The 26,715-nt window shown below is 47.1% G+C and carries 16 protein-coding genes; 8 read left to right on the top strand and 8 right to left on the bottom strand.

Features of this window, described 5'->3' with window-relative positions; genetic code table 11:
• Window positions 1-68: 68 nt before the first annotated feature.
• Window positions 69-2,120 carry an alpha-amylase family glycosyl hydrolase gene (locus ON006_RS06300; RefSeq protein ID WP_244819332.1) on the top strand — a complete coding sequence of 684 codons (2,052 nt, stop codon included), beginning with the start codon at window positions 69-71 and terminating at the stop codon, window positions 2,118-2,120.
• 84 nt (window positions 2,121-2,204) lie between these two features.
• On the opposite strand, the gene ON006_RS06295 is transcribed toward ON006_RS06300, so the two are convergent.
• Together ON006_RS06295 and ON006_RS06290 are read right to left on the bottom strand one after the other, a co-directional pair.
• Window positions 2,205-3,551, bottom strand: a complete 1,347-nt coding sequence (locus ON006_RS06295; protein WP_244819333.1) for an alkaline phosphatase family protein — start codon at window positions 3,549-3,551, stop codon at window positions 2,205-2,207.
• A 122-nt stretch (window positions 3,552-3,673) separates the two neighbouring features.
• The gene (locus ON006_RS06290) at window positions 3,674-6,832 is read right to left on the bottom strand and encodes a TonB-dependent receptor (RefSeq protein ID WP_244819334.1); all 3,159 of its coding nucleotides are present in this window, start codon (window positions 6,830-6,832) and stop codon (window positions 3,674-3,676) included.
• 492 nt (window positions 6,833-7,324) lie between these two features.
• On the opposite strand from ON006_RS06290, the gene ON006_RS06285 reads away from it, so the two are divergent.
• Entirely contained in the window at window positions 7,325-8,194 is an 870-nt protein-coding gene (locus ON006_RS06285) for a tetratricopeptide repeat protein (RefSeq protein ID WP_244819335.1), read from the top strand.
• Here ON006_RS06285 and ON006_RS06280 read toward each other — a convergent pair.
• Window positions 8,189-8,590: a response regulator gene (locus tag ON006_RS06280; RefSeq protein WP_244819336.1), complete on the bottom strand. Its 402-nt coding sequence runs from the start codon at window positions 8,588-8,590 to the stop codon at window positions 8,189-8,191. The genes ON006_RS06285 and ON006_RS06280 overlap by 6 nt on opposite strands.
• A gap of 337 nt (window positions 8,591-8,927) precedes the next feature.
• Here ON006_RS06280 and ON006_RS06275 point away from each other — a divergent pair, with 337 nt between their 5' ends.
• The 5 genes from ON006_RS06275 to ON006_RS06255 all read left to right on the top strand — a co-directional run bounded on the left by ON006_RS06275 (window position 8,928) and on the right by ON006_RS06255 (window position 17,198).
• Window positions 8,928-9,560, top strand: a complete 633-nt coding sequence (locus ON006_RS06275; RefSeq protein ID WP_244819337.1) for a response regulator transcription factor — start codon at window positions 8,928-8,930, stop codon at window positions 9,558-9,560.
• Between the two features lie 46 nt (window positions 9,561-9,606).
• On the top strand, window positions 9,607-12,654 hold the full coding sequence (locus ON006_RS06270; RefSeq protein WP_244819338.1) for a sensor histidine kinase: 3,048 nt from the start codon (window positions 9,607-9,609) through the stop codon (window positions 12,652-12,654).
• A 398-nt stretch (window positions 12,655-13,052) separates the two neighbouring features.
• On the top strand, window positions 13,053-13,370 hold the full coding sequence (locus tag ON006_RS06265; protein ID WP_244819339.1) for a hypothetical protein: 318 nt from the start codon (window positions 13,053-13,055) through the stop codon (window positions 13,368-13,370).
• Window positions 13,371-13,564: 194 nt separating this feature from the next.
• Window positions 13,565-15,709 (top strand): outer membrane protein assembly factor BamB family protein, encoded by a 2,145-nt coding sequence (locus tag ON006_RS06260; RefSeq protein ID WP_244819340.1) that lies wholly within the window; start codon window positions 13,565-13,567, stop codon window positions 15,707-15,709.
• Window positions 15,710-16,013: 304 nt separating this feature from the next.
• The gene (locus ON006_RS06255; protein WP_244819341.1) at window positions 16,014-17,198 is read left to right on the top strand and encodes an acyltransferase family protein; all 1,185 of its coding nucleotides are present in this window, start codon (window positions 16,014-16,016) and stop codon (window positions 17,196-17,198) included.
• Window positions 17,199-17,212: 14 nt separating this feature from the next.
• On the opposite strand, the gene ON006_RS06250 is transcribed toward ON006_RS06255, so the two are convergent.
• From ON006_RS06250 to ON006_RS06240, 4 genes are all read right to left on the bottom strand, one after another.
• Complete coding sequence (locus ON006_RS06250) at window positions 17,213-18,391, bottom strand: efflux RND transporter periplasmic adaptor subunit (protein ID WP_244819342.1); 1,179 nt, start codon at window positions 18,389-18,391, stop codon at window positions 17,213-17,215.
• A 44-nt stretch (window positions 18,392-18,435) separates the two neighbouring features.
• Window positions 18,436-22,824 carry a CusA/CzcA family heavy metal efflux RND transporter gene (locus ON006_RS06245; RefSeq protein WP_244819343.1) on the bottom strand — a complete coding sequence of 1,463 codons (4,389 nt, stop codon included), beginning with the start codon at window positions 22,822-22,824 and terminating at the stop codon, window positions 18,436-18,438.
• 91 nt (window positions 22,825-22,915) lie between these two features.
• Complete coding sequence (locus ON006_RS32295) at window positions 22,916-23,230, bottom strand: DUF6660 family protein (protein WP_374760192.1); 315 nt, start codon at window positions 23,228-23,230, stop codon at window positions 22,916-22,918.
• Window positions 23,231-23,281: 51 nt separating this feature from the next.
• Window positions 23,282-23,917 (bottom strand): NAD(P)-dependent oxidoreductase, encoded by a 636-nt coding sequence (locus ON006_RS06240; protein WP_244819344.1) that lies wholly within the window; start codon window positions 23,915-23,917, stop codon window positions 23,282-23,284.
• A gap of 81 nt (window positions 23,918-23,998) precedes the next feature.
• On the opposite strand from ON006_RS06240, the gene ON006_RS06235 reads away from it, so the two are divergent.
• The gene (locus tag ON006_RS06235) at window positions 23,999-24,394 is read left to right on the top strand and encodes a winged helix-turn-helix transcriptional regulator (RefSeq protein WP_244819345.1); all 396 of its coding nucleotides are present in this window, start codon (window positions 23,999-24,001) and stop codon (window positions 24,392-24,394) included.
• A 40-nt stretch (window positions 24,395-24,434) separates the two neighbouring features.
• Here the strand turns inward: ON006_RS06235 and ON006_RS06230 are convergent, their stop codons facing one another.
• Window positions 24,435-26,597: a T9SS type A sorting domain-containing protein gene (locus ON006_RS06230; RefSeq protein ID WP_244819346.1), complete on the bottom strand. Its 2,163-nt coding sequence runs from the start codon at window positions 26,595-26,597 to the stop codon at window positions 24,435-24,437.
• Between the last annotated feature and the right edge of the window lie 118 nt (window positions 26,598-26,715).

Genomic DNA, 26,715 nt, shown 5'->3' with positions numbered 1-26,715 from the left:
ATAACCACTTATCAATATATTTAGGTATACATTTTTGTCCCAAAAGAAGTTACAAACCAGGATAGCATATGCCGACACCGATAACACTTCTGCAACCAGACCGGCCCGATTCGATGGCAGGTGCCCGAGAGCTCATTAACCGCGCTATCCGGGAAGGGGTTTCCTACTACCCTTCTCCCATCAGCTGGCGGGATGAAGTATTGTATTTTTTACTGCCCGACCGCTTCAGCGATGGAAAGGAATCCACGCGTCCATTGTTGACAAGGGACGAAATCACAGCATTGCGCCATACTCCAAACCGGCCGGATTGGAACTGGCAGCAATGGGCCGAATCGGGCACACGGTGGCAGGGAGGCACTATTGAGGGCATCAGGAGCCAGTTGGTTTATCTCAAAGAACTGGGGATTACTGCCATTTGGATCGGGCCCATTTTCAAGCAGCGGGTTGGACTGAATTCTTATCACGGCTACGGCATCCAGGATTTTCTGGATGTAGATCCGCGCTTTGGCACCAGAGAAGACCTGATCAACCTCGTCAGTGAGGCCCATAGCAAAGGGATACGTATACTATTGGACGTTATAGTAAACCATTCCGGCGATAACTGGGGATATGTGCCTCCCGGGGCGGCATTGAGCAGTGCTGTCAATGAGCCCGCTTACAAATCATGGCCGCATTTCTACGGATCCGGGGATCAGCAGGATACAAAAGACTGGCAACTGGCTTGGCGCGATGCGGCACAAACCGGGTTTGCTACCGAACCTATCGACATTACTTCACGCCACGAAGGTGCATGGCCCCGCGAGTTTCAGTCCAAAAATATCTACACCCGTGCAGGAATGGGCAACCTGGGCGAGTCGCATGACATAGGCGACCCGCATGCAGAACACAAGCGCACTGATTTTCTTTCACTAAAGGATTTTGCCCTCGATGTGCCAGGTACGCTCAGTCAGTTGATCCAATGCCTGCAATACTGGATCGCATTGACGGACTGTGACGGCTTTCGCATTGATACGGTCAAACACATGGCACTGGAAGAGACCAGAAACTTCTGTGGCGCAATCCGCGAGTTCGCCGATCTGATCGGAAAGCATAACTTTCTTTTGATCGGTGAAATTGCGGGCGGTGATGGTTTTCAGGATGCAGTGCTGGACTACACGGCTATGATGGAGCGAAACCTGAATGCCGCCCTTGACATTGGCAGTGCCCGGTTGACATTGTCTTCGGTCGCCAAAGGATTGCAGAGAGGTAATTCCTATTTTGATATTTTCAATGAGCAAAGCCAGGGGTTTGAGTCCCACCGGAGCTTTGGAGACCGGCACGTTTCCATCCTGGATGACCACGATCACGTGTTTGGAAGCAAGGTCCGCTTTTCAGCTGAGGTTCCCGACCACTTCGCCGTCAAAGATTATTATGTCACCGTGCCAGTGGCCATTCAGCTGCTTACATTGGGCATTCCATGTATTTACTATGGTACCGAGCAGGCGTTTGCAGGGCCGGCCAGCACGCAGACAAGCCTACTGGATGGCTGGCGATCCAATGATAAATACCTGCGTGAATCCATGTTTGGCCCCGCTCATCCTCGCGCCAACAGTACCGAAGACATTGAAGATCAAGTAATGCTGCAAGATGAAACATTACCTGGATTTGGCCCATTTGGTACGAGCGGAAAACATTGTTTCGATCAGAGTAGCCCGGCATATATACGGATTTCGAGTCTTTGCAAAACAAGGGCTGCCCATCCGGTGCTGCGTCTGGGACGGCAATATCTACGACAAATCCAGGTTCCCGGCACCGGTTTCGAATTCCCGAAAGCGGGTGAGCTGGTGGCCTGGTCACGCATTCTTTACAACCAGGAAGCGCTTTGCATTGTCAATCCGAATGGAGCCGATGCGCGGGGCGGTAATGTGGTCATCGCCGCTGAGCTCTCGGCGCCTGGCAGTGAATATGTTGTCATTGCCAATACCGCTCAAATGGCCGCAGGGGTAGCATATGCAGGGTCACACCCGATCGGATCGAAGCTGACTGTGAAGACAAACCAGCCAAGCGGCCCTTCATTTGTCGAAATTCGTGACATTCAATCGGCAGAAGTTGTGGTTTTGCTCAAAAATAGCTTCACGTGATAACGGTTATTACTTTGATTTAAAACAAAAAAGACCGGTTGTCTCCATCAAAGCAGCCGGTCTTTTACTAAATACTTTTCAGAATTACTCTTTGGACAGCAGGCCTGGATAAAGCGTTCCGTCCGCAGATGGGAAATCAATATTGAGCAATCTGGCAATTAACGGGGCAATGTCCTGCAAACCCATTTCCGGGATTACCGTGCCCTTTTTGATGCCTTTACCAAAAACGACAAAACCCGTCTGGATCTCTTTGGAATCAGGAAAAAAACCGTGTGTACCGCCGCTTGCCGGGCGAATAAAATCGCCAGTCGCCGCGCCGTTGAAGGTAAAACCATGCTTTGGAGCCAGTGCCAATGCTGCATTCGGGTCAGCACCAACGGCATCCAATGCAGCGCGGTCCTTGATGTCGAACATTGCTTTTTGTGCTGGATTAAGCTTGTTCAAAGTCAGTTTTACCATTTCCAAAGTTTTGGTATCCGTTGGATCTTTCAAATGCAAAAACGACGAGCCCGCCGAGGCGTGGAAATAGGCTTTCCAGGAATTTTTATTGTTTGGGTCGTAAAGTCCGGCCTGCGCAAGGAGGATATTCGGCGCGATGGACGAGTGAATGTCGACAAAGCCGTGGTCGCCGGTGACGATAAATGTGGTTTTGTCTTTGATACCCGCTTTCTCAACTGCTTCCATAATCGCTTTAATACCACGGTCTACGCTCGCCAATGCGGCACGCATTTTGTCGCCGTCACGTCCTTCTTCATGCTCGAAGTGATCGACCGCAACCAAATGTACCGCCAGGAATGAAGGCTTGTATTTACGGATAATGTAGGCGCTCGCCCTTGAAAGATTGTCGTCAATTCCCATGTAATCCCCGTCAAAATCAATCTCTTCCAGCTTGCCGATTGCATTTTGCTGTACTTCCTCGAAAAAGCCTTTCGGAAAAGAATTTTCATTCAACGCATTCAGCATATCCCGTTTTCCACCTTTTGTTTTCGGCAAATACCAATACTCCGGAATGTTGTAATCCGCCGGTCCGCCGAGTGATACCGGCCAGAATACAGATGCCGTTTTCAACCCTTTTTCTTTGGCCGCGCTAAAAATCGTAGGCACCTTGATCGTCTTGTAATCCCAGATCCATTTGCCGGTAACTTCCAAAGGCTCCGAAGGCGTGTTGTAATACACACCATGTTTGCTCGGTTTGACGCCGGTTACCATTGTGGTATGTGAAGGGTAGGTTACCGTCGGGAAAACACCGGTAACGCCGTCGGCATACGAGCCGGTTTTCATCGCCTGGCGAAGGTTCACCATCGACCAGTCGGCGTCTTTGTAAAACTCCGGACGCAGCCCGTCAATGCTGATCAGGATCACGTGCGAATCTTGGGCGCAGGCCGCGAACGTGCATGCGAGGGCCAGCAGGGTAAGAAGTTGCTTTTTCATTTAATGAGTGAATGAGTGAATGAAAAAGTGCGATCAAGCAACGAGACGTCACTTGACCACACCTGACTATATATGACTATAAATGACTATTCCGAACCATCGGCGAACAATCCCAAGCAAAATCAAAACGCATACCTCAACCCAATCTGGATCTGGTAAGGGTTACCGTTCAAGTTGGATACACCCGTACCATTGCTCATGCCGTAACCGAATCGCTGCGTAGCTCGGTCGAATGATCTGATCGTGTAAAGGTTTTGCTTACCTAGGTTGTTTCCTACACCCCAGTCCTTGTTGAGCAAGTTGGCAACGTTGAAGATATCGACAGAAGCTTCCAGACCGTGGTTTTTGTAGAAATTAAATTTCTTCGCCAATCTCAGGTCGAATACACCATAAAATCCGTTGATGCCTCCGTTACGCTCAGCCATTTTGCCCATATCTCTTGTGATATAGTCCTTAATGCTCTGCTCTGCTTCCGGGTTGTTAAGGATGGCGTTGATTCCGTCGCGGACAACCTTCGGCGTTTCAGAACTGTTAGGATCATAAATAAAAGGAAGGTCGTTGGAGGAAACGAAGTCACCGTTCATATTACCGCTCACGGCCATTGAGTAACGCGTGCCGCCGATACCGGAGTAACGCAGACCAAGTGTTACTCCCCAGAGGCTTGGCGCGGTTCCATAGAATACTACTTTGTTACGGAAATGGTTGTTAGCATAAGTAATACGGCTCACGTCGCGTGGATCATCTTTGACCATTAAATCGAGTGTTGCCGTGTTTGCCACGTTACCATTGTATGAAGTATTGTCTTTCGAATCGTTCCATGTATAAGAGAATGTGATCTGTCCGTCTTTGAAGTAACGGTAAGTACCGTCGATGACCACGGCATACTGGTTTTTCTTACCATTGCTATTCAGTTCGAGCACGCGACCTACGTTCTTGGTTTTGCGGCTTTCCAACCAGTTGGTAGCGCCATTTTTCTCTGTAATGGTGCTAACAGGTACATATACACCACGATTCGCTTCTGCCGCAATACGGAAGTAAGGTTCTTCCACCATGTTGCGGTCTACATACATATAATTGTTGCGTGCCCAGGAAGCATACCCGCTCACACCGATCCGCAAACGATCGCTGAAAAAGTGGTTGTACGAGAAGTTCGTTTTGTAAAGAACAGGGATCTTCGCGTCTGCGTTGTTCATGTTGATGGTGATCAGACGCTCGATTTTCGGGTTGTTGAACAGGTCAGCACCGGGAGCAGAAGATGGGTCGGCACGGTACCCCGGAAAATCAGGACGTGGCACCTGGTCGCCCTGGATTTCTACTGCCGCCACTTTCGTTCCGTCAAACAACATGTTGTTGATCATCGAGTAAGGGTTCAATTGCGAACCGAAGATACCTGCGCCAAAACGGACGATATCTTTGCTTTGCTCATTTACATCCCAGGTAAGCTGTACGCGTGGCTGCAATTGGGTGGTATTGATCTTGTTGTCTGTCCGCAGCTGCAATTCATCGAATACGACCTGGCTGAAATTTGCTTTGTTAAGATATTGTGTATTGTCCAAACGCAAACCTGCAACCATATCAAGACCGCGGGCCAGTTTTGTATCCATTTGTGCGTAAATACCTGTTGCCAGAGAATTGACGATCGAACTTGGATCGTCAAGCAAGTTGATCTCACGGGCGTAACGGTAAGGCGTCTGGTTGTTGAAATTATCAAGACCTGTGAAATAGAAGCGTCCATTCATTTCGCTACCATAAACCGACTTCATGCGGTTGAACATCACGTCAATACCAAATGTGAAGTTGATCTTCCCGGTGTTATAGTAAAGGTTGTTCATCGCCTGGTAAGTCTGCCCTTTAAACCATTCAGGCGAGAAACGCTGACCACCAATCTGGATCGCGGTAATGTAGTTGTTTGTTCCGGCAGTAGAAGTTACGTTTTCCACAATCGCACGCGGGATACTAGCCGAAGGAAGCTCCGAGCTTGGGATTACCGCCTCATCCTGAAAGAAATGCTGCACTTTAAATTCATTCGTGATTTTCGGGCTCACGATCGTACGAAGCGATGCCATAATGCTGTTATTGAAACGCTTACGGTCTATGTAAGATTCGTATGCATTAATGGACGTATTGTCACCTTCCGACAGGTTATCCTTTTCCCTAATGAGGTTGTTACGGAGCGTCAGCAGGTTTTTTGAGTTGAGCTGCCAGTCAATTCTTGCGAAGATCGCGTCTGTACCCTTTGTCTTGCCAAATGAACCAAACTGCGGGTTGTTGGATACGCCATATTTTGATCTTGCAATGTCCAGGAAGTTGTCAAGCGTTGTCTGCGTTACGCGGCTGGCTGCTATATCAGCGTCTGATTGCAGGTTTGCGATAAACAAAGGACGAGAGTCGGCCTGATGGTCCCACGCCACAAAGAAGTGCGCTTTGTCTTTTTTCAATGCGCCACCCAGCGACATACCGTATTGATACGTTGAAAAGTCTTGCGTCCTTTTGTTTCCGCGTAGATCATTAGGACTTGAAAGCCAGTCGGTACGCATAAAGTTAAATGCGCTACCTGACAGTTTGTTTGTACCCGACTTGGTTACCGTACTGATCGTACCGCCGCCCGCGCGGCCCATGGTTACGTCGTACTCATTAGTGACCACCTTGAACTCGCGGATCGCTTCCATTGAAATCGCGTAGGCGCCTCCGGTTTCACCACCCGCAATCGTGCTGCGTGAGCTCATACCATCAATGGTGTAGTTGGTCGAGGAAGCCAGCTGACCACCAAGGCTGCTACCGTTGCTCAATGGCGAGAGTTCAATAAGCGCGGTGAAATTTCTTCCGTTTACCGGCAATTTGGTAATGTCTTTCGCAGTAATAGCAGTGGATGCACCTAGCGTTACAACCGTATTTTTCAGTGAGTTAGCCTTAATATCAACTGCATTCAATTCAGTTGCGCTCGCTTCAAGGCTGAAATTCAAACGCAGCTGATCGCCCTGGTTGAGCGAATAACCCGTTTTCTTTTGCTCACCATAACCGATATAGGAAACCGTAATCGAATAAGGCGATCCTAATGGTAATTGCTTGATGATGTAATCTCCGTTGGCGTCCGTTACCGTGCCCGCCTGAAAACCGGTGGATTCATTTTTTACAAATACAGTAGCCCCAATAATCGGGCCCTCTTTGACTTCGGAGACCTTCCCCACGATCGTGGCTTGGTTGCCTTGCGCCAGTGAGCTGGGCACAGCATACAGCAATAGTGCCCACACAAGCAGGCAGGCAGTAATTAATCTCATCATTTTCTGTTCGTTTATTTAATTGCTAATTAGTGGTTGAACGACGCCCCGGCTGACTGACAAAAGATTAACCATACTCCATATACGTTACGCACAAAACAACAGTAAACCTTCGGCTGCTTGAGACAGACCCCGATTTTATCCTATTATTCTGAAAAATCTGACACAATTGTCCAGCCCCTGTTTTTCAACAGGCATTCCGTGTTTAATGTCAGTCAGCGAACTATATATGAAGAGGGTGTCGGCTTATGTAAAACCGTTCGGATGGCATTCCCCGTTAATCAGGCGCAAATGTAATTGTGTAATATTACCACCGCGTTAATTATGGGTTAACCTTGGGTTAATTTGAAAAGGGCAACGGCTCAATAAATCGGCCAATTACTCAATGTGCGCGAGTTTGGCAGACACGGTCACGTAATTTTACGTAATGTCTTGCAGGAATGCAGGCTTTGAAGCAATTTTTTGTTCGCTAAGCTATAAATCGATATAAATTATATGGAATTCCCGATACTGATCGTATTTTTTGCCATTATATTTTACCTCAGGTATGCTACCGACAAGCGCTCGGTCAGTGAAAAAGAGGCAGAAAGGTTGTCTGAAAACATTGCTATATACCGTTCCGGGAATCTGTCCAGGGCATTTGAAGCGTTCGATCAACGGATTGCCAGCTATCCGCAATCCAGCATCTCTTATTTATACAGAGGCCTGTGTTACAAGCAAATGGGCAATTCAAATGAGGCCGCAAAGGATTTTCTGACCGGAATCACCTATGACAATACCTTTGCCGACCTTTATACTGAACTGGGCAAACTGCAACGAGAGTCAAACCAGCTGCAAGAAGCTTTCAACACCTTTTCGACCGCTATCAGGGTCTCGCTCGGACAGGCGCCCGAACCTTATCATGAAAGAGGCCTCACGTTGCAATTGCTCGACCGCCACGCAGAAGCAGATATCGATTTTGGCACCGAGGAATTTATCGTTCAGCAGGAAGCAAGGGAAAAACTAAGTGAAACCAAAACGGTACGCTCTCCCTGGTTTGACCGCAAGCTTCGACTCAACACACTACTGGTATTTTTGTGGTCAGCGCTGCTGATCATTTCAATTAAGACTGCTTCTAGCATTCACTTACCATATCTGACTGCGGTTGCTTTGTCGGCAGCCCTGGGCTATGTAGAACCTGACCGAGGCTGGATACTGGCGGTGATCCAATGCCTGACGCTGCTGCTGGCATATATATACTTCGTGGACAGACCGGTGTCTCAGGCGCGGTCCGAGCTGGAATACTTTTCGCTTTTCGGGGCTATTGGCCTAACATTTATAGCAAGTTTCCTGGGTGCGTTCCTTAAAAAGGCAATCAGCTTATGAAAAATTCCTGACTTCGCTGCAAAGATAGTTGTTGCCACTGATGACAGTTTTGATGCAAGTCAGGAGCTCTTCGGGTCGATTATTTTTTAATAGGTATCCCCTTACGCCTACTTTCATCAGTGAAACTGCCTGCTCGTATTGCAGCTTCCCGGCATAGACTACAAAAGACGAGCCGGGATTTTCCCGCATGATTCGCTTTAGAGCCGCTTGGTCAATCCCCTCACATTCCTCTGCAAGCCCGATGATAATGATATCGAAGTACTGATGTATTCTATCTTGCTTGAAGGAACTGAGACACGTCGTTTCGAGTATATTGAGGTCCGCGAAATGGTCTTTGAGTAGGACAGACATTCCTGAACGCAGAACGGGGTGCTGGTCTATGACTGCAATATTCATTCCTGATCAAAGTTTTAGCCACGACATAGCGCCAATCAAAAAAATCATTCTCCCGACATGGCCGGGAGATGATCACTTTACTCAACGTTATGAAATCATTCACCTATTACTTTTTCACTTTTCAACCACGATCATTATTCCACACTGGTCAGCCCCTCTACTGTTTAACAAAAGTATTGCGTATACCAACCATCGACATCACAATAAATTAAAACCAACCCTAAAAAATGTTTTTTTAGAACTAAATAAATTTAGCATCATTCTAATTACTTCTATCACCGATTTTCCTTATTATTGTCTTATAAACACACAGAATTTTTATTATTACTACGTTCCGATGAACATTCAAATTATTGTAGCTGAGGACCATCCTCTGGTTTTGATGGGTATCCAGCATCTGTTAATGGAGCATATGCCCGGCGCAGTGATAGCGACGACCGGTGATTTCACCAAAACGCTCGTCATGCTCGAAAAACAAAAATTTGATCTGCTCATCATGGATATCAATCTTCCCGGTGGCGACAAGGTAGGAATGATCAGTCAGGTGAGAATGAAGCAGCCTGCTATACCTATTCTGGTGTGTTCCAGCTACGACGAGCAACTCTATGCTCTGCCATTCCTGAAAGCAGGGGCGAACGGGTACATTTCGAAAACGGCCATAAATGAAGACTTCAAGCTTGCCGTGGATAATGTGCTTAGCGGCAGGATCTATGCGAGTCCTACGGTGATGCAAAATGCATTCGGCCAGCTGTTCAGTACAAAAAACAGCCAGGACTCGGTAGCGGACAAACTTTCCGATAAGGAACTGGAAGTTGCCAAGCTTTTATCCAAAGGACTGTCAACCAAAGCAATAAGCAATCATATTCATCTATCTTCCTCGTCTGTGAGCAGCTACAAAACAAAGATCTTTGAAAAATTGGGGGTAAACAATGTCATTGAACTGACTACCTATTTTGAATTGAATGGATAGCCTTTTGTGCAGGTGATTGCGTATTCACAGTGTTTTTAATCGCTGAATGAGAATTATCCAGGTCATCGTGTTGCTATGGTTTGCCTGCCTTTTGTCAGTCGTACCGTCTGTTTTTGCCCAGGAACAACATTTGTCTGCCTACCGTTTACAACATTTTACGGATCAAAACGGCCTTCCGCAAAACAGCGTGAAAGCGATTATGGCGGACAAAAACGGTTTTGTCTGGCTATCCACCGAAGCGGGACTGGTACGTTTTGACGGACACAAATTCATTTTATTCGAAAAGTCGGCGCTACCTATATCCAGCAATAGGATACGGGGATTTGTTCCCAACGTATTGGCCCACACCGGCCATGGTAAATATGAGTTCTACGCCTTAACAGAAGGCAACGAATACGCAGGTATCCTTAAAAATGGACTTGCCTCCGTAGACACTACATTTTATGGCGGTTATCAAAAAATCAACCCCTATCTCGCCAACCAAATACGGCATAACAGCATGCTGGCCAGTCTGCCTTCACAATATGCTGTCGATCCGTTTGTCGATGATTACTTTGCGGCTACTGAAAAGCAGTTATTTTACATTTGGCAAAGCAACAAGATAACTTGCTACAAACAGGGAAAACCTTCCTTCAGCGTGGACGGCCCTTTCAAACATTTTCTACTGATTGGAACCAGCCCCTTTGCCATCGACATGAAAGGCAAATTTGTCAAGATCAGCCCTCAGTCTCAACACAGAGCACTTTCTCTGAGTGGTGACATTACTGCCAACGAGCTGTATTCGCCTGATCAAAACACCTATCAACTTTATTGGAATAACGTTTCGCGGCAGGCATTTCTGTATCTAAACAAGTGCTTTTACATCATAAAAGAATCTGAAAGCGGTACTCTGACGACAACATTAATCCTAAAAGATTTTGACTTCAATAACCTTAGTATCGTTACTGCTTTTTACGACGAGGCGCAAAGCTTTCTTTTTTTAGGCAGCATTACAAAGGGGCTCTATCTGATCAAAAAGAACGATTTTCAGACCTTAAAAATGCAGGTAGCAGATGCTGATAATGTTTATTATGCCCAAAAACCCGGCCCGGGTCGATCAGTATTGACCGCACAAGGGTACAGAATGGGCCTAAGCCCAAATGGCTCGAAAGCCTTGGCTAGCCGTGCATCGGCTTTCATGGAAGATTTCAGCCACAAGTTTTTTATGGCTGCCAATCGGGATAGTACTTTTTGGTTTGGTGCCGGTAAAGTCCTTTTCAAACTGGATCAATCAGGAGAAAAGATACTGGCCCGTTTGAAGGTGCCAGAAAACTTCACCTCGCTATTCGTAGATCAAGGCAACAAGCTTTGGATCGGTTGTGACCACGATAATCTCTATCGGCTGGATGACACTTCTGGTGGGTATAAGTTCACATCTGTTCTGCGAGGAAGGTTCGGGCGCATCAACATGATAGGGCAGGAAACGCCGGGAACCCTCTTATTGGGCACAGAAGCCGGTCTGCATCGGTTTCATTTTTCCAGCGGCAAGCATGAGGTGGTCAGCCATTTCAAAAACATGAACATCCGCAGCTTTCATGCCACTGCCGAGGGAACATGGATCACTACCTATGGAAATGGAATTTATCTTCTCAGAGGCAATAAACTAGTCCGCTTCCCATTGGATAAAGATCGTTTTCTGGCTACCGCACATTGCATTGTGGAAGACAAAAATGGCTTCTTTTGGATAACAACCAACAGAGGTTTGTTTCAGGTCGCCAAGGCCCAGCTACTGGACTATGCCAAAAGCAACGGCAATCTAGTGTACTACCTGTATTACGATCAGACCTACGGATTCTCAACCAATGAATTTAACGGAGGTTGCAATCCGTGCGCGGTGAAGCTGGCCGACGGTACTATCTCCCTCCCCACCATGGACGGCCTGGTATGGTTTTCGCCCCTTAAAATCAAATCGGAATTACCGGGAAAGGCTATCTTTATCAGCTCAATTAACGTTGACGGGAAGGACATCGCCGTAGGTGACACACTTGAAGTACCGCGCGATTTTCAACAAATGCGGATGCAGGCCAGCACACCTTATATGGGCCATGTGAACAATATTCAAATGGAGTATTCGCTTTCCGGCGAGGGCAGGCCGGAAAAGTGGCTGCCAATCAACCAGGATTTTGTAATACCGGTTTCTAAAATGGCATACGGTGAATACCGTCTGATAATTCGAAAGATCAACGGTTTTCAGCACAACGATTACAGCTACAAAACAATCGCGCTGCATATCCCCCCCGCCTGGTTTGAAACCTGGTGGTTCAAGTCTCTGTTGGCAATCTTGCTTTTGGCCCTATTCTTTTTTGCAGTAAAATGGAGGACTGGCTATCTGGTCAAAAAGGATAGGGGAAAAAACCTGCTTCGCCATTACCGTGTGATCAGTCAGATTATAGCGGCCGTTAATCATGACATTCAGACGCCGCTTTATTATATCGGCTATTCGCTGCGACAGATCAACTCCTATCTGCATCAGCAGCCCTCCGGAAATTCACTGATTACCCGCATGAGTGATGAGTCCCTGAACACCACCCTCAGACTAAGTACGCTCACAAAGAACCTGCTGGACTACGTTAAGCTTCAAAATAACAATGCTGCCTCTCGTACTCAAATGGGCGAAGTCAAAGCCTCCGAACTCGTTTCCAGCGTCTGTGAGGTATTTTCAGCAATAGCCGCATTCCGACAGATCGGGATCAGCAACCAGGTGCCAGCGGATTTTATAGTATGGAGCGATCCGAACCTGCTGGCCATCGTGATTCACAATCTGCTCGACAATGCTTTGAAAATCAGCAAATCAGAAGTCATCATTTCGGCCGGATCAGAAAACGAAAAAAAGCAGATCGTTATCGAAGATACCGGGGAAGGTATGCCCGATGATTTGATCAAATGGCTCAACAAACCGTACAGATCCTACGAAGAATGGCTCCGGGTTTCCACCCACACCCAACAAAAAGGAATAGGGCTTGTCATCGTCAAAGATCTATGCGTGCTGCTCCAAATTAATATTATCGTCACCGCCAAACAGGGCAGCCAAACTATCATTCAGCTTATCTTCTAAATAAATGCCTGCACATTTGTGACCCGCCGTGCCTTTGGCAAACTTATCGGCAATCGGGTTCAAATTGATGCCATGCTCCATATAGGTTTTCAAGCCGTCCAGTACTATGGGCAAATCCGCCGGTGTTGTCATTAATGGCTTTGATCAGCTCTTTGCCGGTTGTAGTAAACCCGAAGTTGGCAAATGGTCACGTAGGTGGCCTGGTCAAGATTTCCGATTTATAGGTTTTATAAAAATATTTGGATATAAATGTAGACTAACATTCATTGACGTAGATAAACTTTGACATTGCGAACCGTTAAATAAGTTTTCGTCCAACTCCTGAAGGGCAGTTTACTTATAGTGACAAAAATTTTAGATTTTCATGACAACGAAATCTACCTCCTCAGTCTTGAAACATGAATAATAACCATCTTTATCGCCAGGAATACATTCGCCTTTTGTGGGTCCACTCCCAGCAGATCAGTAATCAAACGGCTAAGGCAAATGAAGAAAGAAAGACTTTAAAACTGCGTCAAAAAGAAAAGATCAAGTCCCTAAACAGCGGATTAGATCTATTGAAGCTTGCCTACCTTACAATCAAATATTTCTCTGAGCTGCGAAAATTTAACCGTTTGGCCGAACAAAACCATAGCAAACTGCTTCATAGACAACAAGAAGAGATCCGGAAATTAAAATCCAGCTGGGAACTGCACACCATTCCCGTTCGCCGATAGCACATTGTCCCAACTACCCACTTAGATTGACCGCTGTGCCAGGTGATCATCGCGTTTTCGACCATTGTACACTTGGGCTGTCTACCTTTTTGCCATCCAAGTAACCGCTTCCAATACCGTATATCTTGAAATTGAACACCAGAGGCCCTATCTGCATTAGTAAAATAAAGCCGCTTTTGCCTTATACGACTGGCATGAAAAAGACCCTGATCACCCTCATTTCATTTATTGCGCTGGTCGCCTATCAAAACACCAAGGATGAAGATCGTACATGGAGCGTTTACAAAGCAGACTCTCATAGTACGAGCTACTCGCCACTCGACCAGATCAATACCTCCAATGTGGCACAGCTGCGGCCAGCCTGGACTCTTACATTGAAAGATATGAAAGATGGTTCGCGGCCTGGCAACAGCGAGTGTAACCCCATTATCGTCGACGGGGTAATGTATACAACCTCGGCCAAGCATTGGGTATATGCGGTGAATGCTGCTACCGGCGAGCAGATCTGGTCATTTGATCCGTTCGATGGCGCGGAAGGGGGTGGGGTAAGTCGCGGACTGACTTATTGGGAAGAAGGCAATGGTAGTGATGCCAAAAACAAAAGGATCCTGGTAACGGGCGGGGATAACTTGTTTGCATTGGATATCAAAACAGGAAAACCGATCCAGGATTTTGGTAAAAATGGTAAAGTGAGCATGAATGTGGGGCTTAGGGACGATCCTGAAACCATTTCCGTTATCCCGACCTCTCCCGGGATTATTTTCAAAGATTTATTGATCATGGGCACAGAAGTGTCCGAGTTATATGGCGCGCAGCCCGGCTACATTCGAGCCTACCATTGCATGACCGGCCAGCTTGTATGGACATTCCATACGATTCCGCTGCCAGGGGAACCAGGTTATGAAACCTGGCCGAAGGATGCCTACAAATACGCAGGCGGCGCCAATGACTGGGGAGGCATGAGCGTGGATAGCAAGCGGGGAATGGTATTTCTGGCAACCGGATCCCCTACCTACGACTATTATGGAGCTGATCGGAAAGGGAAAAACCTATATGGAAACAGCGTGGTCGCATTAGATGCGGCCACAGGCAAATACATCTGGCATTTTCAGACGGTGCACCACGACCTTTGGGATTATGACCTGCCTGCTCCTCCGAACCTGATCACGGTAGAAAGAAACGGAAAACCATTGGATGCTGTCGCACAGGTTTCCAAGCACGGATTTATTTTTGTATTTAACCGCGAAACCGGTGAGCCGCTTTTTCCGATTGAAGAACGTAAGGTACCTGCTTCCAACATTCCCGGTGAAGAGGCATGGCCCACCCAGCCATTCCCATTGAAACCCAAACCCTTCGCCAGACAGTACATGTCCGAGGCTGATTTGACGCATTATACCGACGCAGGTCATGACTCACTAGTCAAAAAATACCGGTCCATGCGTTATGAAGGTCTTTTTACGCCTCCTGATCTGAAAGGCACATTAATGCTGCCCGGCTCGCGCGGCGGAGCTGAATGGGGAGGTGCAGCCTTTGATCCCAAAAGCAGTGTGTTATATGTTAAATCCAATGAATCACCCGAGATCGAATCCATGAAGAAAGTGGATCTGGAAGAGGAGTCGAAGAACATGTCTGTTTTCCAGCAAGGTAAATCCATATACATGACTTATTGTGTGGCTTGCCATGGCAAGGATAAAAATGGTGATGAGCCCACTTATCCTTCGCTGATCGGTTTGCGAAATCGGATGACCCGGGAGGCTGCATTGGATAAGATCAAAAAAGGGGCTGGAAAAATGCCTGCGTTTGCCAGCGTCGTGAAAGGCAAAGAGAAAGCGATCATTGCATTTTTGTACGAGCGAGAGCAGCAAAGTACCAATGCTGTTACCAAATTTGAAACCGGTAAAACCAAAGCAGGTGCCGACAAATACCTGAACCTGACTGCTTACGGACATTTCCGCGACCCGGACGGTAACCCAGCGCTCACGCCACCCTGGGGAACATTAAGCGCTGTGAACCTGACGACGGGAGAATACGACTGGCAGATCCCGCTGGGAAATGATGATAAAAGACAGATCAAAGACGGCCCCGAAACTGGTCAGGAAGGTTCAGCCGGACCGATCGTCACAGCGGGCGGCCTGATATTCATCAGTGGCACCAATGACAAAAAGCTTCGCGCATTTGATAAAAAAACCGGTAAACTACTCTGGAAAACTGACCTGCCGGGCGTGGCCAACGCTACGGCCTGTACCTACATGAGCGCGGGCAAGCAGTACGTTGCCCTCTCTGTGGGTGGAACCAAAGAAAACCCATCGGGATTCATTATGGCATTTAAAATACCCTGAACAGGTTTTGACTGAGCCGTCGCCTGTTCAACTTTCTATCCTCCAACTTTGTAGTGGCCATGGAGATTGCTACAAAAGCAAAACAATTTGTAGAATATATATGAATTATAGTGAAATCTATCCACAATTCAGTATCTTCTATTGCAATGTTCTATTTAATCAATATTTTTGATCAAAGCCCGCACATAGTACCTAGTGAAATCAAGCAGATCCTTCCTGGAACTGCGTTCATGATCTGATTTCCCACTCGATTTTATCGTCACACACCTACGCTTTGGTTTATCTCCAAACTTAATTGAGACTTATGCGCGATCAATCAATAAATAAGACCTCAGGATATTTCCCGCAGCTCGACGGACTGCGCGCGCTTGCGATCAGTCTGGTCATCGCATTTCATTGGCTTCCCGAGAACCTTCCTGTTCAAAGCCTGTCAACCGGCCCATTCGGGGTCACCTTGTTCTTTGTTTTGAGCGGCTTTTTGATTACCGGGATTTTATTAAAAGCAAGGAGCTCTCTGGCCACCCAGGGATTTGCACATGTTTACAGATCCTTTATGATCAGGCGCATGCTAAGAATTTTTCCGGTATACTATTTTGTACTTTTAATAGTTTGGGTTGCCCAGTTCCTGTATTTTCTACCTCCCATTGAAACCGAATTTTACGAGCATCCGCTCTATTACCTGGCCTATTGTTCCAATTTCCTGATCGACAAATTCAACAACTGGTCCGATGTGCTGTCGATCTACTGGACGCTGGCTGTGGAAGAGCAATTCTATATTTTCTGGCCCATTCTCATTCTGAAAATAGCCACCAGGCATTTGAAAAAAGTGATCATCGCCTGCATTGCGATGGGTATTTTGTCCAGGTTTGTCCTGGAAATACTCGGTCACGGCGGCGGTGTACTGATGCCTACCTGCCTGGACTCTTTCGGCCTGGGTGCCTTATGGAGTGTCGTGTTGCTTCAAGAGGACAAGACCGAAAAATTTGTCAGACAAATTCATTGGCTAACCCTGATCAGTGCCGCGCTGTTTATCCTGTTCTGCTTTTATTTGCAAGATTCGATTTTCAAAGTGTTATTATTCAGGACTTCGATGTCGTTCTTGTCACTATATCTGGTGGTCACAGCCAGTTTCAAAAACGGCTTTCAATCCGTTGCCGGGAAAGTGTTTGGAAACAAATACATTGGGCTGCTGGGAAAGATCAGCTACGGGATATATGTATACCATATGCTGGTGCCGGATTTTCTGATGCCAACGTTAATCAATTTTTCCAGACGCGTACTTCATTTGAAAATAGCGCTGTCCCCTACCTGGTTTGCAGTGGCCAGTTTGTCCTTGTTACTGGCCACTGCAACATCGTCCTGGTTGCTGCTTGAAGTTCCTTTCCGGAGATTGAAAAACAGGTTTCAGGTCCAGCCGGGCGACTCCAACGGCTATATCGGGTATCGCGAAGAGATTGCTATGAAAATTGGAAAGTATATCAGAGTTTGAATGAGACTGCAATCTCACTCCTCCTCTTCGGCATTCTTCAATTTAGATAGCAGCGCATAAGCTCCTTTCACCACTATTCTGGCATTTTCACCATCAAATCCTTCTGGAAATTTCACCTGCGAAAACCCGTTTTCTGAAACACCGCGGCTGACTTCCAGCATACTAAACAGCAGCCCGGCTTGCTCATTTTTTTCGGCACCGCTCTGTTGCACGAAAATGTAGGACTTTTCTTCAAAATCAACAATGGCCTGGTCGGGCAATGCCGGAACGGGATTTGCACCAGTTTCGATGATTGCTTTTACAAAATTCTGCGGCAGCAGGCCCGGGTCGTCCTTGGTAAGGTGGCAATGTACCCGGACAGTGCGATCTTCATTGATCTTCTGGTTGATCAAATAAACCTCGGCCAGCTGTTCCTTGCCGGGATTATTGCTCACGGTAAAACGCACTAGCTGCCCCAACCTGATTTTGGGAATATCCTGCTCAAAAACCGAAAGCTCTACATGCAGGTGGTCGGTATCCACAATCTCGAACATAACATCGGTCGGATTGACGTATTTGCCCAGGTTCACATTGACCGTAGTCACAGAGCCACTGATTGGAGCAACAATGGCCGCGCTATTGACGATCGTACCATTTTCCACTGCATTCAGGTCAATGCCTGCGGTTTTAAGCCTTTCTCTCAGACCAGCCAAACGGGCCTTCTGAATTTTAACTTCCGATGAAGCCTGTTGCAAAACTTTCTGGGCATTGACATTCCCCTTACTCAGCTCATTTTGGCGTACAAAATCCTGTTGCGCGTATTCCAGCTTGCTTTCCGTTTCCAGGTAATCCTGCTGTATTTGGATGAAATCGGGATTTTCAATGGTTGCCAGAATTTGTCCTCTTTTGACCTTCATTCCTTGCAGCAGCTCGGTTTTCCTGACAAAACCACCCATCGGCGCCGAGATACTGACCAGGTTTTGAGGCGGGATATCAATGCTTCCATTGGCGAGCACCACATCGCTCAAATTGCGGGTAGTAATCATCCCGATCTCTATCCCGGCGGTTTCATACTGCGGCCGGGTAAGCGCAACGGTATTGCTTTCCTGCTCTTTTTCCTGTGGCGCCGAACCACCGGTTTCGGGTTTTCCCTCTTTTTGATTGCAGGATGAGAGCCCTGCCAGTATTAATAAAGCGACTAATATATTTCTCATTGATGCTGATTTCTTAAATAATTTGATAACTAATCCACTGATTGTCATTGCTTGTTGAGCAAGAACTCGATTTCAATGACCGACTGGTTGTGTGCATCCAGTAGGTCCAGATAGGTGTATCTGATGTTCCATGCACGGGTCATTGCCTGAGCGAATTCCACGTACCCGATCTCACCCGCCTCATATGCCCGAGTAGCATGAGACCGGATAGTTTCAGCCAACACCAATGTTTTCTCTTCGTACAGGTTCAGGCTCTCGTTGGCAGTTTGATAGGACTGCAGAGACTGTTGCAGGGAAGTCCCTAGCTCTAATTTGGCCAGGTCCAGTTGGTTTTGAGTGACTTTTTCATTGAGTTCAGATGCTTTGATGCGCGCTTTGCTGGCACCATTGAAAATGGGTATCCCTACTCCGAACTGAAAACCCTGAAAACGTTTCCCTGCCCCGTAGAAAACTTCATTGTTACCTACGATTTGGGCGCCAATCAGCGACTGATTGAAATAACCAACACTAAAACCCGGCAAAAGGCTGGTACGTTGAGCCGCTGTTGAACTCCGGTCAATGGCGATTTGCTGGCTCAGGTATTTCAAATAGGGGTTACCGGCGATCCTGGTGGTATCTGCCGTAACTTCTGCCAGGCTGCGTTTGGTCAGGGTATCCACATCGGGCTCGACCGGTTCAGTACTGAAAATCAATGTCTGCAATTGCTTTTGTAAATTGAGCCGGTCGCCTTGGTTCTGAATGAGCCGGGTCTGTATTTCGCCCTGTTCGCTTTGTGCTACCGAATATTCCAGCTGGTTGGACTCGCCGGTTTTCAATCTCAATGCTGCGGCTTTGACAAAACGCTCAGCCCGGGCACTTTCCTGCCTTAGCACATCTTGCTTTTCTGCTGTCAGCAAAAGCTTATAATAAATGCTTTTGATTTGCCTGACCAGCTCCGCCTTTGTCACCTCAGTCCTGGCCTCCACTCCCTTCACCTGTTCGGACAGCAACGCTTTACGCTTCGCCCCTACTTTGGGATGCGGAAAGGCCTGCGTCACATTAAACTGGTTATCGAACCGTTTGCTGTTGTACTGTCCACCCATCCACGACACTTCCGTTTTGGGGAGCTCCACAGCGGTTCCGACCATTGCTTTTTGATAATCGATCTGATATAGCCCCGATTTTATTTCCAGATTCTTTGTGGTCCCCTCTTCAATGGCCTTTTCCAGGGATATTTTACGGCCGACCGTTGCTTTATCCTGCGCCTGCACATTTGGAGAGACCACCACGCCAGCCAAAATGAGAAAGAGTCCAATCAATGGGTTCAATGTAGTTTTGGCGGCAAAACGCTTTTCAAAAATCAGATATAAAACCGGCAAGACAAGTAGTGTCAGCAGTGTTGCCGACAGCAAACCTCCAATGACTACCGTAGCAAGTGGCCTTTGCACTTCTGCACCTGCACTGGTAGAAAGCGCCATTGGCAAAAAGCCCAGCGAAGCGACCAGGGCCGTCATCAGTACAGGCCGCAGCCGGGTCTCGGCCCCCTGAAAAATAACTTTCCTTAAATCTGTCTCGCCTTCTTTGCGCAGAAAGTTAAACTCTGCTATCAGCACGATCCCGTTCAGGACGGCCACGCCAAAAAGGGCGATGAATCCGATACCTGCAGAAATACTGAATGGCATATCCCGAAGCCACAACGCGAGAATTCCCCCGATGGCCGATAACGGTATGGCCGTTAAAATCAAAAGACTTTGTCGGAGCGAGCCAAAAGTGAAGAATAACAGTATAAAGATCAGCAGAAGCGCGATGGGTACTGCGATGCTTAAACGCCCGGATGCTTCCTGCAAATTCTGAAACTGTCCTCCATATGTAGCATAATAACCCGTGGGGAGCTTTATCTGGCTCTCCATTTTACTCTGGATCTCCTTTACCATGCTTTCCACGTCCCTGCCGCGGACATTAAAAGCCACGGTAATCCTGCGCTTTGCATCTTCACGCTGGATCTGGTTCGCGCCAATTTTCATTTCAATGGTTGCGATCTGGTCGAGAGGGACCTGCTGGCCCGACGGGGATGTAACATACAGCGCACTGACATCTTGCAATGTCCTGCGGCTGGCATTATTAAGCCTGACGATCAGGTCAAATCTTTTCTCGCCTTCAAAAACCAGCCCTGCGCTGCTACCTGCAAACGCGGTGTTAATGGCCCGGTTAGCATCGGCGATATTGATGCCAAATGTTGCCAGACGGTCCCTGTCAAACTGAACCACAATTTGCGGCAGCCCGCTGACCTGCTCCACATAAATATCTTCCGCCCCGGGCACTGCGCCAACCAGCTTTCCGACTTTATTAGCTTCCCGGGCGAGTACTTCCAAGTCTTCCCCGAAAATTTTAATGGCCACGTCCTGCTTGACGCCCGTCATCAGTTCGTTAAAACGCATTTGAATGGGCTGCTGAAACCCGAATGTCACCCCCGCTATCGACTCGGATAAAACGGCTTGCATTTTTTCAGCCAGTTCTTCTCGGCCAGCTGCTTTTTTCCAGGCTGATTTTTCTTTTAAAATGATCATCAGGTCCCCCGCTTCCACCGGCATAGGATCAGTGGGTATTTCCGAAGAACCAATCTTTCCTACCACCTCCACGACCTCGTCGGGGAAATTCTTCCGGATTAATCCAGCTGCTTTTTGAGCTGCGTCCACTGTTTCAGATAAAGAGCTACCAGTCAACACGCGCATTTCAACTGCAAAATCCCCTTCATCGAGCTGCGGGATAAACTCGCCTCCCATATTCAGAAATAGCCAGAGACTAACACCGAAGATCGCGAAGGAGGATACTACTACGACCATCCGGCGACGAAGGGCAAAACCCAGGGCCGGTAAATACAGCCTGTGAAAAAAGGCAATGATCTTGTCCGAAACATTGGCCTTGTGCTCGTTTTGCTTGCTGAGAAACAATGCTGACACCATTGGAACATAAGTTAAAGAAAGGATAAACGCCCCGAGTATTGCAAAACTGACGGTCTGGGCCATAGGTTTGAACATTTTACCTTCGATCCCGACCAGCGCCAGAATAGGCAGGTATACGATCAGAATAATGATCTCCCCGAATGCAGCTGAATTTCTGATCTTGGATGCTGATTCGTAGACCTCCCGGTCCATTTCCTGCTGAGAGAGCCGGTGCGTGTACTTCTTTCCCATAATATGATGCAGGGTAGCTTCCACAATGATCACCGCGCCGTCGACAATGAGGCCAAAATCAATGGCGCCCAAACTCATCAGATTACCCGATACACCAAACAAATACATCATGCTCACTGCAAACAACATTGCCAGTGGGATAACAGATGCCACCACCAGACCGGCCCGCAGGTTGCCCAGCAAAAGAATGAGCACAAAAATGACGATCAATGCACCTTCGATCAGGTTTTTAGAAACGGTATGGATCGCATTATTGACCAGTTTGGTGCGGTCCAGAAATGGTTCGACTACGACACCTTCCGGCAGGGATTTACGGATCTGCTCGATCCGCTCCTTCACATTACCGATCACTTTGGAGGAGTTCGCACCTTTCAGCATCAGCACAAGCCCTCCTACTACCTCACCCTCATCATTGCGCGTCATGGCCCCATAGCGAACAGCGCTGCCATACTGCACGCTGGCAATGTCCCGGATCAGCACGGGCAGTCCGTTCGAGGTAGTCTTGACCTGGATTTTTTCAATGTCTTTTAAACTGCCGATCAGCCCCTCACTTCTGATAAAATAGGCATTGGGCTTTTTATCGATGTAAGCCCCGCCTGTATTCTGATTATTTTGTTCCAGGGCTGTAAAAATCTCGCTTACGGAGATCTGTGCGCTTCGGAGCTTGAAGGGATCAATGGCGATTTCATACTGTTTCAAAAACCCGCCAAAGCTGCTTACGTCGGCAACGCCTTCCGTACCCAGTAACTGGCGACGCACGATCCAGTCCTGTATGCTTCTGAGCTCCATGGGCGGATATTTTTTCTCAAAACCCGCTTTGGTGTGCAGTACATATTGGTAGATCTCGCCGAGGCCCGTGGTGACAGGGGCCAGATTGGGCGACCCTACACCGGGAGGAATCTGCTCCACTGCACTTTTCAGACGTTCGGATACCTGCTGTCTGGCCCAGTAAACATCCACCTTATCTTTAAAAACTATGGTCACCACGGATAGCCCAAATCTGGAAATCGAACGAATCTCCTCGATATTGGGAATGGTCGCCATGGAAGTTTCTACGGGAAAAGTTACCAGTCGCTCTACCTCCTGGGCGGCCAGCGAAGGACTGCTGGTAATGACCTGAACCTGATTGTTGGTAATGTCGGGAACGGCGTCAATGGGCAGCTGGGTAAGTGAGTAGACCCCACAAATCGTCAACGCAAGCGTGAAAATACCGACGACCAGTTTGTTATGAATGGAAAAATATATGATTTTATCTAACATCAGATTTTGATTTACGCGTATGAATGAGCTTACAGTCGTGTCCGTACAAAATGGACGCGGCCGTAAACCAAATCTTGAAAATACAGGTAAACTATATCCTGGGCGGTTGCCAGATCGATGTTAAATCACCGCCGTTGATATTAGAAGAATAAGCAAAAATCAGCTCTTCAAATACTGGAAAACTTGCCATCATTGGCGGAGGGGCTGTTTCTGCTTGGAGCGTTATAGCCGAGCAACAAGTGCAAATACAAAATGGAGAGCACAGGTCAATATCAGTAGATTGCTGTTGAGAGCTTGCGTCAACCGTCACGTGATCACTATACGAAACCTCCAACGCCTGATCCTGGCAGGGAATGCAGGATAGCGCAATGGTGTAAAAGGCTAATATGATCAGAATGATTCGCATACTGCCGCAAAGCTAATTCAAATAAAGATGCAACAGGTAGTCAAAAATGCTTCAATAGGCAATTTCAACTCTGGATTTGTAGGTTTTCTCCTCTGATAGATGGCTAATCATGTAAGCAGAAAGGTCGGCCCGGGATATTCTGGGAATATTTTTTAGAGGCTGCCCCGTAATAATTCTGTAATTACTTATCCTTTTACCGTCTGTAAGCTTTGGCGCACGGACTATTGTCCAGTCCAAGTCAGACCCCGCAAGCGCATTTTCCATTAACAACATATCTGAGTAGACAGGTTTGTAAAGGCGTTGAAGAACATTTTTAATCAGAAAGCTCATAATCCAGGAGCTATTAGGCGGAATGCTGATGGCACCAGATGAAATACAGATTATACGTTTAATTCCTGATTGATGCATGGCTTTCAGGATGTTTTGCATGCCAGCTGAGTAGAGCGTGGTGCGTTTGATTTTTGGAATGCCTATGCAGGAAATGACTGCGTCAAAACCCATCATATGATCTTGAAATGTCTCGGGTAACAAAACATCTCCTTGAACGACTTTTAAATTGGGATGTCGTAACAACAACTGAGCTGGATTTCTCGCAACGGCAGTGACCTGATATCCCTGATCAAGTGCTTGCTCAACTACGTGGCTTCCTGTACCGCCTGTGGCGCCAAATACGATTACTTTTTTCATTGTTTCCTTTGTTTGTTTGGTCAACAAAGGTATTTTAGCACATACTTTTATTCAAGTACATACTCAAAAGTTCGTGTTTCGATGGCAGCAATTAAAGAGAGCTCGACGATTCAATTTAATAAACAGAATGTGTTTAGGCTATGCCCCATAACCTTTGTGATGGAGAAAATAGGAAGCTATTGGAAACCTATCATACTGTTTCATTTACTGGAAGGTGGCAAAAGGTATGGCGAATTAAAAAAAGCGATGCCCCACATCACCGAGAAAATGTTGACCCAGCATTTGAAACAACTGGAAGCTGATCATTTGGTTTTAAGGGAGGCCAGGGCCGTCATCCCACCTCATGTCACATATAGTCTAACTCAGACTGGTCTGGCTCTGAGACCTGTACTACATGCGATGGCAAATTGGGCCATTTCGGAAGGAAAGCGAAGTGATTTACAACTATTTCAAAACTTGAAGGATTTTCCAATGTAATGCCCGTTTCACTTATATCGGACCGCATCGACCAGGCTAGCTACCTGACAATAATTTGCTTTTTAACATCCATCGTCGCGGTTTTGATTCTGACGATATACTTGCCGGGCCCTAAATGGTGAAGCGGTACTTTGGCGCGTCTTTCCAGGTCCTGTTTGAGAAGGATCAAAACCCGGCCGAAAGAATCGTAAACTGCAATATCTGCCTGCTGAATCTCTTCTTTGGATTCAATGTAGACCTCGCCTCCATAAACCGGGTTAGGAAAAATAACCAATTCTGAAACCTGATTCGAGCCTACTAATAATTCATCGGAAGCTGGCGAGTAACAGGTCAGCGAATTGCCTTCCATCGTGAAAGTCTGAGCTATCTTGGCCGAATATACTCCCGGCATATCAGTCTGAATGGTGTCTTTGGTCGCTGTTAAAATCTCCTGATCTCTTTTCCAGACAAAGCTTGTGTTCCGATCGGTGTTGCTGGACGTCAATGCGATGTCAAACGGGCCGATCTTGGCGATTACAGGTTTGGCGATCTGGCTTTGGACTATAATCGAAGCCGGTGAGGAATTATCTGAAATACAGCCAAAAACGTTTTCGCTTCGCACCACAAAACTACCGGTTTGCTTTACCTCCAAAGTATTTCCGGTTTGAACTGCATTGGTTTGCCCTTCATTATACCACCGGTACTTGTCGGAGCCAGCGGCTACATTCAACGTCATGGAAGAATCTGCACAAATTTGCTGCATTCCAGCCTGCAAAATACTCGGAGTTGCCGGTTTGATGGCAGACTGAATGACGATCTGCTGCGTTCTGAGGGTATTTCCGTAGATGTCTTTGACCTTTGCCGAATACACTCCCGGAGCTGATATGCTGAGCGATTTTCCGGTCTGCTCGATCGTGTTACCATTTTGTTCAATAGACCAGACGTAACTACCAAAGTTATCGGGCAATGACAGGGAAATCGAATTATTACCGGCTTCACAGACCACCTGAACTTTGGGCAGTTGATTACTAACCAATGGGTTAACACCTTTCAGGAAATTTTCCGAGAGGACATCATTCCAAGCATTAGCCAGCACAGTCAGCGCCTCAACTCCATAGAAATGTGTTCCGTCGACCCTTGTGATCGGCAGGTCGTCAGTATCCGGGCCACTGAATGTAATGCCCCCCAGTTCTTTAATAACTGCGTTTTGAGCATCAATAATGGCCGGGTTTGTAACTGAAACACCGGTACCATCGGTGACCCGTGAGGTCTTTGAGATAATCCAGGGAAGCTTTGTATTGGTGTCTGACCCAAGCTTTTTAATCACAGATTCCAGATCGGCCCTGAATTCGTCAAACCCCATTCTTACCGGATAGTTGTCTGATTCTCCCAGCATCCACAACACCGCCCGCGCACCGTACTGGCTCGCATAATGCTGCACGGCCAACCGAAGATTTCCGTAAGGCATTTGAGCCGGAAAACGATACGAGTCAGAATAAACGCTGGTAGTAGGCTTGTTTTGGCTGCTCAATAGCCAGTTTTGAATGGAGGTACCAGACCAGGCCGTATTGATGAACAGAATAGGTACATTCAGTTTTTTAGTCAAAAGATCACCCAAAATCCCCCAGCACCAGGCCGTATTTCCATTGGGTCCGAGCACATGCAGGCTGTCTTGCAACTGCAACTGCTCAAAAACAGCAGCTGGCGGATCATTAAGGCTACTTTGAAATTCGTTGTTATAGTTAATGTAATTGACCCGGTCATCGCTTGCGCCGGGAGGAAGCGGAAAGTCCTTTCGGGCATCCACGCCCTGAGCATTGGACTGGCCGGATATGATAAAGACCTCGCCCACGCCCATTTTTGAGATTTGATCAGTGCCAACTACCTTTCCGGAGAGCGAGCCCCTTACTTCAAGGGTGTACCAACCGCCTGACAGCTGTAACTGACCATTATAAACCCCGCCTTTGGGTTTGTCTTCCAAGACTGTCCAGGGCACGTCTGTTCCCTGCCCCGCCTTGACCGGCACTGCGCGGACCTCGATTTTATCTATTTCAGAAGTGTAATTTCCACTGATTGAAACTTTGGTGCTGCCATTTGCCTGCCGCTGAAAAATGGATCTTTCCCCAGGAAATGAAACCTGTAATTGAGCATTGACACAAAAAGTAGAAAAGTGCAAAATAGCTAGCAGCCAAAAAAACCGCAGAACACTATTGCTTTCGAACATCAAAATAACAATTCGCAACTGAAACAAATAATTCGCCCGCCCCCTTGCTTGCGAATTACAAAACTACGTTTTACATATGATAAAAGAAAAATCCTTTAAACCATAATTATTTAAAGGA

It is taken from the genome of Dyadobacter pollutisoli (assembly GCF_026625565.1).
Taxonomy (GTDB): domain Bacteria; phylum Bacteroidota; class Bacteroidia; order Cytophagales; family Spirosomataceae; genus Dyadobacter; species Dyadobacter pollutisoli.
The sequence above is the reverse complement of the archived record's forward strand: the minus strand, read 5'-3'. Positions and strand labels throughout refer to the sequence as shown.